The organism is Pseudomonadota bacterium (assembly GCA_039714795.1).
In the GTDB taxonomy this organism is placed as follows: domain Bacteria; phylum Pseudomonadota; class Alphaproteobacteria; order JAGOMX01; family JAGOMX01; genus JBDLIP01.
In genome coordinates, this window is sequence record JBDLIP010000064.1 from 1 (window position 1) to 9,692 (window position 9,692).

Genomic DNA, 9,692 nt, shown 5'->3' on the forward strand with positions numbered 1-9,692 from the left:
TCGTTGGAGGAGGTCCTTAATTTTAAGGCATAGCAACAAAGTTGCCCATAAATTGACTTCGTATGTCGCATTTGCCCCGTTTCTGTAATTCAACCCAACGTTTGCTGGTTGAAGCAAACCGAAAGGCCCTTTTCGGGCAATTACGATAATTTTTGGGAATCGGGAACGTTTCGTTGTGTGTGCTGCAATCAAGCTCTTTTCACTTCAAAAGCCAAGTTTAATTCACACTCTGGATGGCCAAGTTTCTTCCAGCCAGTTGCTACGGAGGCTATTACCCATAAAGCCGACGATAGTTTGGGTATGAGTCGCACTGAGGTGCTTTGTTCAGGTTGTGGTGCTCACTTAGGCCACGTCTTTGATGACGGGCCCAAGCCAACGCAAAAGAGATATTGTATTAATTCTGTCGCACTTGTTTTTGTTGCAGATCCTGAATAATTTTCCCGAATAATTTTAAAGTCCAAGCTCTTGGGTCTCGAGTTCATAAAGTTCATCCCTTAGCTGTGCAGCCTCTTCAAACTCAAGATTGGCAGCGGCTTCCAGCATTTGCTTTTCAAGTTGTTTTTTATAGTCCTTAGCGCTCATTCCCTCAGGGATTTTTGATTGCATTCGGCGTGAAACTGTTGCGTAGTCTTTTTCATAAACACTTTGCAAAATATCTTTGATGGATTTGCAAATGGTTTCTGGAGTGATGCCGTGGGCAGTATTGTAGGCTTGCTGTTTTTCACGGCGGCGCTGGGTTTCTTCCAGCGATTTCTGTATTGATTGCGTGATGGTGTCTGCATAAAGAATGGCGCGACCTTCGACATTACGAGCGGCCCTGCCAATGGTTTGAATGAGGGAGGTTTTAGAACGTAGGAACCCTTCCTTGTCTGCATCCAGGATGGCCACCAAAGAACATTCAGGGATATCAAGACCTTCACGCAGTAGGTTGATGCCCACCAACACATCGTACGTCCCACGGCGCAAGTCTCTGATAATCTTAATGCGTTCCAGTGTGTGAACGTCAGAATGAATGTATTGGACTTTGAGTCCAGCTTCTTGCAAGTATTCCGTTAACGCCTCCGCCATGCGCTTGGTCAGAGTTGTGACCAAAACCCTTTGGTTTTTTTTTGCGCACTGGAGACATTCGTCAATCAAATCGTCAACTTGGTGTTTGGTTGGGCGCACAATGCAAACAGGATCTATTAATCCTGTAGGGCGGATTACTTGTTCAATAAAATCTCCAGATGTTTTTTCGAGCTCCCAGGGACCTGGGGTTGCAGAAACAAAGAGGGTATGTGGTCGCATTTGTTCCCACTCTTCAAACTTGAGAGGACGATTGTCCGCACAAGAGGGCAGGCGAAACCCATATTCGGCAAGGGTGGATTTTCGCGCTGCGTCTCCTTTGTACATGGCTCCAAGCTGTGGGACAGCGACGTGGCTTTCATCAACAATAAGAAGTGCGTCCTTTGGTAGATATTCAAAAAGCGTTGGTGGTGCTTCTCCTGGAGCGCGTCCTGTCAAGTAGCGCGAGTAATTTTCAATGCCTGGGCATGCACCGGTAGCTTGAATCATTTCTAAATCAAAAGTAATACGTTGTTGCAACCGTTGAGCCTCAAGAAGACGATTTTGCGTCACAAGCTCATCCAAACGTAGCTTTAGTTCTGCTCGAATTTGTTTAATTGCCTGTTGCAAGGTTGGATGTGGCGTGACGTAGTGACTATTGGCGAATACCTTGATTTCATTAAGATCTCCTGTTTTTTTCCCTGTAAGCGGATCAATTTCTTGAATGCTTTCCAGCTCGTTGCCAAAAAAGGAGAGACGCCAAGCCCTATCTTCGTAGTGGGATGGAAAGAGATCAAGCGTGTCTCCTCGCAATCGAAAGGTACCGCGGTGAAAATCAATATCGTTGCGGGTGTACTGGAGAGTTACCAACTGTTTTGTAAGATGTCCTGGATCCAGGGTTTGTTCAGCCCGCAGTGGAATAACCATTTCTGCGTAGTTTTCAAGCGATCCAATCCCATAAATGCAGGACACACTGGCTATGATAATGACGTCAGAGCGTTCCAGGAGAGCGCGTGTTGCCGAATGGCGCATTCGATCAATTTGCTCGTTAATTGAAGCTTCCTTTTCGATAAACGTATCGGTTCGAGGGACATAAGCCTCTGGTTGATAATAGTCATAATAGGACACGAAGTATTCGACGGCATTGTCTGGAAAAAATTCCTTCATCTCTCCATAGAGCTGTGCAGCAAGCGTTTTGTTAGGAGCAAGAATAAGCGTGGGACGTTTTGTTTGCTCAATGAAATGAGCCATAGTGAACGTCTTTCCAGAGCCAGTAACACCCAACAGCACTTGATCATGTTTTCCGCCCTGAAGACCAGCACGCAAAGCCTTAATGGCCTCAGGCTGATCACCTGCTGGTTGGAATTCAGATTGAAGTTGGAAAGTATTGTTTGTGCTATCCATGCGTTTTAAAACTAATTTTTCATACACCGCAGTTTAGCATAAGTATTTTCCAATTGACTGGAGTTTTTTACACTCTAGGAAAACCAAAACCTCAAATTATTAAAATAACAGCCACGACATGATAGCAAACAGAGGCAAAAGAATAAGACTCGACCATAAAAGATAACCGAAGAAGCTAGGCATGGAGATCTGGCGTGTTTCAGCAATGGATTTCACCATAAAGTTGGGAGCATTACCAATATAGGTCAGAGCTCCCATGAAAACAGCTCCGGCACTTATAGCGGTAAGTGTGGTACTCATTGGTCCCATGAGAGTTTGTGCATCACCTCCAGCTAAGTGGAAAAATACCAGGTAAGTTGGTGCATTATCAAGGAATCCAGACAGTACTCCCGTCATCCAAAAATACATATAATTTACAGGAGCTCCGTCAACTGTGACAAATTGCACAAGAGGGGCAAGTGCTCCTTCCTCGCCAATACCTAAGATAGCCAACACTGGCATAGCCGTTATAAAAATCGCAGCAAATATTTTGGCAACTTCTACAATGGGCAGCCACGTGAAATGATTAAGGTTTCGGATTTCGTATGAGGTGTGCACCAGAGAAATAAGAGCAAGCAAAAGCAACGTGATATCCCTTAGGAAATTTTGCAATTTTAAAGGAACCCCATAGATATCGATTGCAACCCCTGGATCCCATTTACCGCTGATAATCACAGCAGCCATGACTCCCAGTAGCAAAATGAAGTTGAGCCTGCCTCTAAAACGAAGTTTATCGTGGTTAGGTTTGGGAATATTGGTCGTATCTTCTTTGCTGAAGTGATAACGGTCAAGAACATAGAAAATCACAAGCACAGGAAGTGAGACGTATACAAAAGGGACAGCAAGATGAAAAAGAGGCCAAAAGAAATCAACGCCCAGCAAAAAACCGAGAAATAGTGGTGGATCTCCAAGAGCCGTTAAACAACCTCCAAGGTTGCAGACAAGAATGATAAAAAAGATCATCAAGTGTGTTTTATATGATCTCCAGGCATTAATCCGAATAAGGGGACGGATAAAAAGCATTGCTGCACCCGTTGTTCCAATCCAGCTTGCAACCAACGTTGCGGCCAGCAAAAGTACAGTGTTGACTTGAGGCGTACCGGTCCACTTGAGTTGAACACAAATGCCACCAGCAATGACGTATAGGGCCCCTGCAATGATGATGAAAGGGATGTATTCTAACAGATACACGTGCACGATTTCGTGCATTGTCAGGCTAACTCCATACAAGAGCGCCATGGGGATAATCACCAAAGCTGCCCAGCATAGGGCCACTTTGCCATCATTTTTATGCCAGAAATCAGGGGCAATGATCGGCATCAGAGCCAGAGACAGCAACATACCTACAAAGGGAAGGATCCAGACGATGCTCAGGCTATGGGCATTAATGCCATTGTTACTGGCAAAACAAGGGGTTGCAAAAAGCAAGGCAATTAGGGTAAAGAAAGGTATTTTTGTGTATTGGGTCATCAGGAGACTTCTTTTGGGTGAGACTTCGTCACAATTGGTTGAATCACTTTTTCGTAGGCCAAGTCAAGCCACGGCAAGAGGGTTTCAAGATCATCTTTTGCAACAGTTGGTCCTGTCCATATCCGAAGACTTGGACACGAGAATCGGTGATTGTTGATATCATAAGCTACTTTTTCTTCTGCAAGTAGCATTGTCAAGTCTTTGATTGCTTGCCATTGTTTGTTTTCATCGAGCTTGTAGAATTGTGGGTGTTGAATCTTGAGGCAGACCGAGGTTTTAGAGCGGTGTAGAGGATTTTCAGCAAGAAATGCCGCCCATTTAGAGCGTTCAACCCAGGAGTTAATGACTGTAAAATTGTCATCGATCTTCTTTTGCAGTGCCTTTTGTCCCCCAATTTTCTGCGCCCACTTTAAGGCATTGAGGAAATCTTCTATACAAAGCAATGAGATTGTATTAGGAGTTTGTCCTTGGAACATGCTTTGTTTGACCTCTCCGGAATATTCTTTGAGATTTAGAAGTCCAGGTACAGGATGAGCTGGGGTAAAATTTTCCAGTCTTTCTAGCGCTTTTGGGCTTAAAACGAGCATGCCAAACCCACTTTCGCCCCCGAGAGTCTTTTGCCAAGAAAAAGCGGTGATATCCAGTTTTTCCCAGGGCAGATCAGCTGCAAAGATGGCAGAAATAGCATCACAAAAGACCAATCCTTTTTGGTTGTGGGGGATCCATTCGCCGTTAGGCACCCATACCCCGGACGTGGTTCCATTCCAACTAAAAACAACATCTCGATTGGCATCGACCGCAGATAAATCAGGTAGGCGTCCAATTGGGGCATCTAGAATGCGTACATCCTTAAATCTGAGGCCTTGTTCGATTTCGAGCGCCCAGCGCTTACCAAACACTTCCCAGGTAAGGATATCAACGCCACGAGGTCCAAGCAAAGACCATAAAGCCATCATAAAGGCTCCCGTGGTTGACCCAGGTACAATGGCAACTTGGTAATCTACTGGGATACTTAGCAATTGCCGAGTAAGGCTGACAACTTCTTGTATTTTTTGAATGGCTTCAGGGGATCTGTGCGAGCGACCTACAAGAGCTAGATCTAGATCAGAAGCAGACCATCCTGGAGGCTTAGACGTAGGCCCAGAAGAAAAGCAAGGGTTGTTGGGCTTACGTTGAGGAGGTGATGCTGACATTTACACAGTACCGTTTCAAACACATGGGAGTACATAACCGTATTTTGTCTTCCAGCTTGGAAAAAGTCGAGCTAGGCAGAGTCGAATCAAAGCGTTTCTTATCCAAAATTTTTGATCAGTCATGGTTCTCTTCAAGCAGCTCTGGTGGTAAATATAGCTTGATATGTAGGTCTTTCAATTGTTCCGGGGTAACTTCAGCAGGAGCTCCCATCATCAAATCTTGGGCCTTTTGGTTCATTGGAAAGGCGATGACTTCGCGGATGTTTGGCTCATCTGCAAGTAGCATAACGATGCGATCAATTCCTGGAGCGCACCCTCCATGGGGTGGTGCCCCCAGTCTGAATGCATTGAGCATACCTGAAAAGTGTTTTTCGACATCTTTTCTAGAATATCCGCAGATTTCAAACGCTTTGAACATAATTTCAGGACTATGATTTCGAATTGCCCCACTTGAAAGCTCTACACCATTACAGACAATATCATATTGGAAGGCTTTGATACTCAAGGGATCTTGGGTTTTTAAAGCTTCAAGTCCGCCTTGCGGCATGGAAAAAGGGTTGTGCGGGAATTCAATTTTTTTCGCTTCTGGATCCCATTCAAACATTGGATAGTCCACTATCCAACAGAATTTAAAGCTATCCTTTTCTAACAGATCTAAGCGAACCCCTACCTCTTGACGTGCCAGACCCGCTAGCTTTTCAGCGTCTTGCTGGGCAGCACAGGCAAAAAAGACACCATCACCCGCTTGGGTTTTGGTTGTGTCTTGTAGATTTTTTATTTTCTCTGCGGTTAAGAATTTAGCTATCGGGCCCTTTCCTTGATTATTCTCGTCAAAGGTGATGTACCCCAAGCCCGGTGCGCCTTGGTCTCTAGCCCATGCATTCATCTTGTCAAAGAAACTGCGGGGTTGGACATTACCTTGTGGCACAGGGATCCCACGTACGACAGAACCAGCCTTGATTGCTTTGGCAAATACGGAAAAATCCGACTCCTTAAAAACATCTGAAACATCAGAAATTTCAATAGGGTTGCGCAAGTCAGGTTTGTCAGAGCCATATTTTACCATGGCTTCATCGTATGGAATTCGAGGAAACGGTGTTTGGGTAACTTTACGTTCGCGTCCAAACTCTTCAAAAATTCCGGCCATGACGGGTTCAATCGCATTGAAAATATCATCTTGGGTAACAAAAGACATTTCGAAGTCGAGCTGGTAAAACTCCCCCGGAGAACGATCGGCTCTAGCATCTTCATCGCGAAAGCAAGGCGCAATCTGAAAATAACGATCAAATCCAGCGACCATCAGCAACTGTTTAAACATTTGCGGTGCTTGCGGTAGAGCGTAGAATTTCCCAGGATGAACACGACTTGGAACCAGGTAATCTCTTGCTCCTTCAGGGGAGCTGGCCGTTAGAATAGGAGTTTGAATTTCCATAAAACCTGAATCAATCATACGGCGGCGAATTGAAGCGATCACCTCACACCTGAGCTTGATATTATCGTGGAGCTTCTGACGTCTCAGGTCGAGAAAACGATAGGTGAGTCGAGTTTCTTCCGGGTAATCTGCTTCAATATTGATCGGCAAAGGCAGCTCGTCAGCCAAAGATTCAACCTTGATGTCTTGCGCTGAGACTTCGATTGCACCAGTTGGAAGTTTTTTGTTGATGGTTTCAGGCGTTCTTTTAGCCACAAGGCCTGTGACAATAATTACACTTTCATTGCGTAGAGATTGAGTAACTTCAAAGGAAGGTGAGTCCAGATCAACGACACATTGGGTCAGTCCATAATGGTCCCTTAGGTCAATAAACAAAAGGTTTCCATGGTCTCGAATGCGGTGGACCCATCCGGCAAGACGTACAGATTGACCTTGATGCGAGGGGCGCAAGTCTCCACAAGTGTGGGTTCGAAAAGTGTGCATATGGTTTTGGCTCACTGTTTGAGTCGATACAATGCCTACTAATATAACGAATTTTGTCCCTTTTGGGGGATATTTTTGCTACAACGTAGAGTATGCAAATCATATCCAATACATCGTCGCTTAAAAAATTCTGTCAGCACCTGTCTAAAAAAGAGGTGGGAGAATACATTACCATTGATACAGAATTTGTACGGACCGACACTTACAGATCAAAATTGTGTCTTGTGCAGATTGCAGGGTCAGAGCAAGAGGCGCTGATCGACCCTCTGGCACCGGGACTCGACTTGTCGTTTTTACGTGCATTGTTGCAAGACGAGAATATCTTGAAGGTTTTTCATTCCGGCCGTCAAGATTTAGAAATTTTCTATCAAATGTGGGGAGAACTACCCCGACCTATTTTTGATACGCAGGTTGCTGCAATGGTTTGCGGTTATGGTGAATCTGTTGGCTACGATAGCCTGGTGCAAAGCATTTGCCAGAAAAAAGTAGATAAGTCATTCCAGTTTATGGATTGGGCACGTCGTCCACTTTCTAAACAACAAGAAGCCTATGCTATTCGAGATGTGACGTATTTGCGGCCCATCTATCAATATTTGAGGGGGCAACTGGAAAGCACGGGGCGACAAGATTGGATTGCGGAGGAAATGGTCCGATTACAGGATCCCAATATCTATGAAATAGACGTGGATAATATTTGGAGGCGTATCAAAACGAGAGGGGACAACCCTCGGTTTTTAGCACGCCTTCAAGCTTTGGCAAAGGTACGTGAACTTGAAGCTCAGCGTCACAATAAGTTGCGGCACCACGTTTTAAAGGATTCAACCTTGATTGAACTTGCGGCAAATCCACCGCATGAGCTGAAGAATTTTTCAATAATTAAAGGGATCTCATCTGGTGTTGAGGATACTCGGCTTGGGTGCGAATTATGGCAGGCATTACAAGATGTCCAGAAACTTTCCATCGATCAATGCCCACAGAAAAAAGTTAGAATTAAACCTGCTTCAGGCAAAGAATCGGAATTGGACTTGTTGCAGTTATGGCTAAAGGTAGTTTGTAGGCGAGAGAAAGTAGCCCCCAAGCTTGTAGGGACCAGCAGGGACTTAGAAATTTTTATTGGCAATCAAAATGATACTGATCTAGCCTTACTTCGGGGGTGGCGATACGAGCTGTTTGGCAAAGATGCTCTGGCATTGCTTTCGGGAGAGAAAGGAATCGCCCATTGTAGGCAAACCAAATCATTAGAATTAGTGGATATACCGAAGTGAAATCAAATGACTGCATTGCATAAAAATCAGATTAGTGAATGGATAGGTGGTCCTCAACAAGCAGCTAAACGGGACATGGAACAGCTTGAATCAGGCAAGATTTTATTTTTCCCCAATTTGAAGTTCAACCTTTTGGAGGAAGAAAAATCATTGCTCTCTCCAGACACGACTTCAAGCAAGGCCAAAAACATTTGTTATGATAGCAAAAAGGATCAGTTAAAGGGTACGGATTTGATGGGTCTGCAACGCCAATCTTTGCAGAACATGATGCAGCGTTTCTCCAGCAGTGCCAATTCTTTATTGCTGCAAGTGTTACCAGAATATAATGACTCTTTGATGTCAGCACGAACCAGTTTTCGAACCATTCAGATAAAAGGGCGGCAGAGCTCGAGTCTGAAGGATGATACACAGCTCCATTGTGATTCTTTCCCTTCGACTCCCACACAAGGAAACAGAATTTTGCGGGTATTTACCAACATCAATCCCAATGGAGAAAGTCGAAAATGGCGGGTAGGTAGTGAGCCCTTTTCCAAAACCGCTGAGCGTTTTTGGAATCAGATGAGTCCGCCGTTCTGGGGCAGTCATACTTTAATGGATATGCTTGGAATCACCCGAGGCCGGCGCAGTGATTACGATCATTATATGCTGTGTTTACACAACTTAATGAAATCGGATCCCGACTATCAAAGGGATGTTCCTCAAGAGGCTATTGATCTTCCCCCCAATTCAAGCTGGATTGTCTACACTGATCAGGTGCCGCATGCGGTAATGGCTGGACAGTACGTCTTAGAACAAACCTTCCACTTGCCCGTTGCAGGGATGTATGATCCGGCAAAGTCGCCTTTGTGTGTTTTGGAAAAATTGGCAGCTCGCAAACTTACGTGAGAGTCGTATACCTCGGCCGGCATGAAGGCCGGGAAGATTGCCCAGGTCCGTAGCCCATACCATGAACCACACCAAAATTTATAAACTTAATGGGCACATTGTATACAGGTTGGGGGGCTGAGAATTTTAGGCAGATGCAGGCCACAGTTGTCAAAAGCAGACAGAACGTCAAAGCTGAAATTGGACGATCGGATGGATTTTGTCGGTAGTGGGTTAATTTGGTTTTAACCCTGATGGATTAAAAAATCCTTTGATTTCAGTATCTTTGTATAAAAATTGTAACCCATCGGATTATTTTGATTTTTTGCTATTGATTTTCACACACATTTAGCGCTACCCTAACCAAACGTGACGGAGAGGCTGATCAACCTAACCGCCGTCAGGTAAGCCGAGACCGTTACCGGCCCCGGCTCCCTTAAGAACCGTACGTGCGACTTTCACCGCATACGGCTCAAGCCTTTCAAAGGCCTATTCGAC

At 44.9% G+C, this 9,692-nt stretch carries 7 protein-coding genes; 3 read left to right on the plus strand and 4 right to left on the minus strand.

The window, feature by feature from the left end; translation table 11 throughout:
* Nucleotides 1-51 precede the first annotated feature (51 nt).
* Nucleotides 52-435: a peptide-methionine (R)-S-oxide reductase MsrB gene (gene msrB / locus ABFQ95_05610; protein ID MEN8237001.1), complete on the plus strand. Its 384-nt coding sequence runs from the start codon at nucleotides 52-54 to the stop codon at nucleotides 433-435.
* 15 nt (nucleotides 436-450) lie between these two features.
* Here the strand turns inward: msrB and uvrB are convergent, their stop codons facing one another.
* From uvrB to aspS, 4 genes are all read right to left on the minus strand, one after another.
* The gene (gene uvrB, locus ABFQ95_05615) at nucleotides 451-2,448 is read right to left on the minus strand and encodes an excinuclease ABC subunit UvrB (protein ID MEN8237002.1); all 1,998 of its coding nucleotides are present in this window, start codon (nucleotides 2,446-2,448) and stop codon (nucleotides 451-453) included.
* Between the two features lie 99 nt (nucleotides 2,449-2,547).
* Nucleotides 2,548-3,957 (minus strand): sodium:proton antiporter, encoded by a 1,410-nt coding sequence (locus tag ABFQ95_05620; protein ID MEN8237003.1) that lies wholly within the window; start codon nucleotides 3,955-3,957, stop codon nucleotides 2,548-2,550.
* Nucleotides 3,957-5,150: a phosphoserine transaminase gene (locus tag ABFQ95_05625; protein MEN8237004.1), complete on the minus strand. Its 1,194-nt coding sequence runs from the start codon at nucleotides 5,148-5,150 to the stop codon at nucleotides 3,957-3,959. The genes ABFQ95_05620 and ABFQ95_05625 overlap by 1 nt, the downstream gene beginning before the upstream one ends.
* 115 nt (nucleotides 5,151-5,265) lie before the next feature.
* Complete coding sequence (gene aspS, locus ABFQ95_05630; GenBank protein MEN8237005.1) at nucleotides 5,266-7,065, minus strand: aspartate--tRNA ligase; 1,800 nt, start codon at nucleotides 7,063-7,065, stop codon at nucleotides 5,266-5,268.
* Between the two features lie 92 nt (nucleotides 7,066-7,157).
* Between aspS and rnd the strand changes: the two genes are divergently transcribed.
* Together rnd and ABFQ95_05640 are read left to right on the plus strand one after the other, a co-directional pair.
* Nucleotides 7,158-8,330 (plus strand): ribonuclease D, encoded by a 1,173-nt coding sequence (rnd, locus tag ABFQ95_05635; protein MEN8237006.1) that lies wholly within the window; start codon nucleotides 7,158-7,160, stop codon nucleotides 8,328-8,330.
* A gap of 6 nt (nucleotides 8,331-8,336) precedes the next feature.
* Entirely contained in the window at nucleotides 8,337-9,215 is an 879-nt protein-coding gene (locus tag ABFQ95_05640) for a Kdo hydroxylase family protein (GenBank protein MEN8237007.1), read from the plus strand.
* The last annotated feature ends 477 nt before the right edge of the window (nucleotides 9,216-9,692 follow it).

What these genes read in the sequence shown, in the direction of transcription:
- ABFQ95_05625 (MEN8237004.1), bottom strand. Translation starts at nt 5,150, where the DNA reads ATGTCAGCATCACCTCCTCAACGTAAGCCCAACAACCCTTGCTTTTCT.
- uvrB (MEN8237002.1), bottom strand. Translation starts at nt 2,448, where the DNA reads ATGGATAGCACAAACAATACTTTCCAACTTCAATCTGAATTCCAACCA.
- aspS (MEN8237005.1), bottom strand. Translation starts at nt 7,065, where the DNA reads ATGCACACTTTTCGAACCCACACTTGTGGAGACTTGCGCCCCTCGCAT.
- ABFQ95_05620 (MEN8237003.1), bottom strand. Translation starts at nt 3,957, where the DNA reads ATGACCCAATACACAAAAATACCTTTCTTTACCCTAATTGCCTTGCTT.
- ABFQ95_05640 (MEN8237007.1), top strand. Translation starts at nt 8,337, where the DNA reads ATGACTGCATTGCATAAAAATCAGATTAGTGAATGGATAGGTGGTCCT.
- rnd (MEN8237006.1), top strand. Translation starts at nt 7,158, where the DNA reads ATGCAAATCATATCCAATACATCGTCGCTTAAAAAATTCTGTCAGCAC.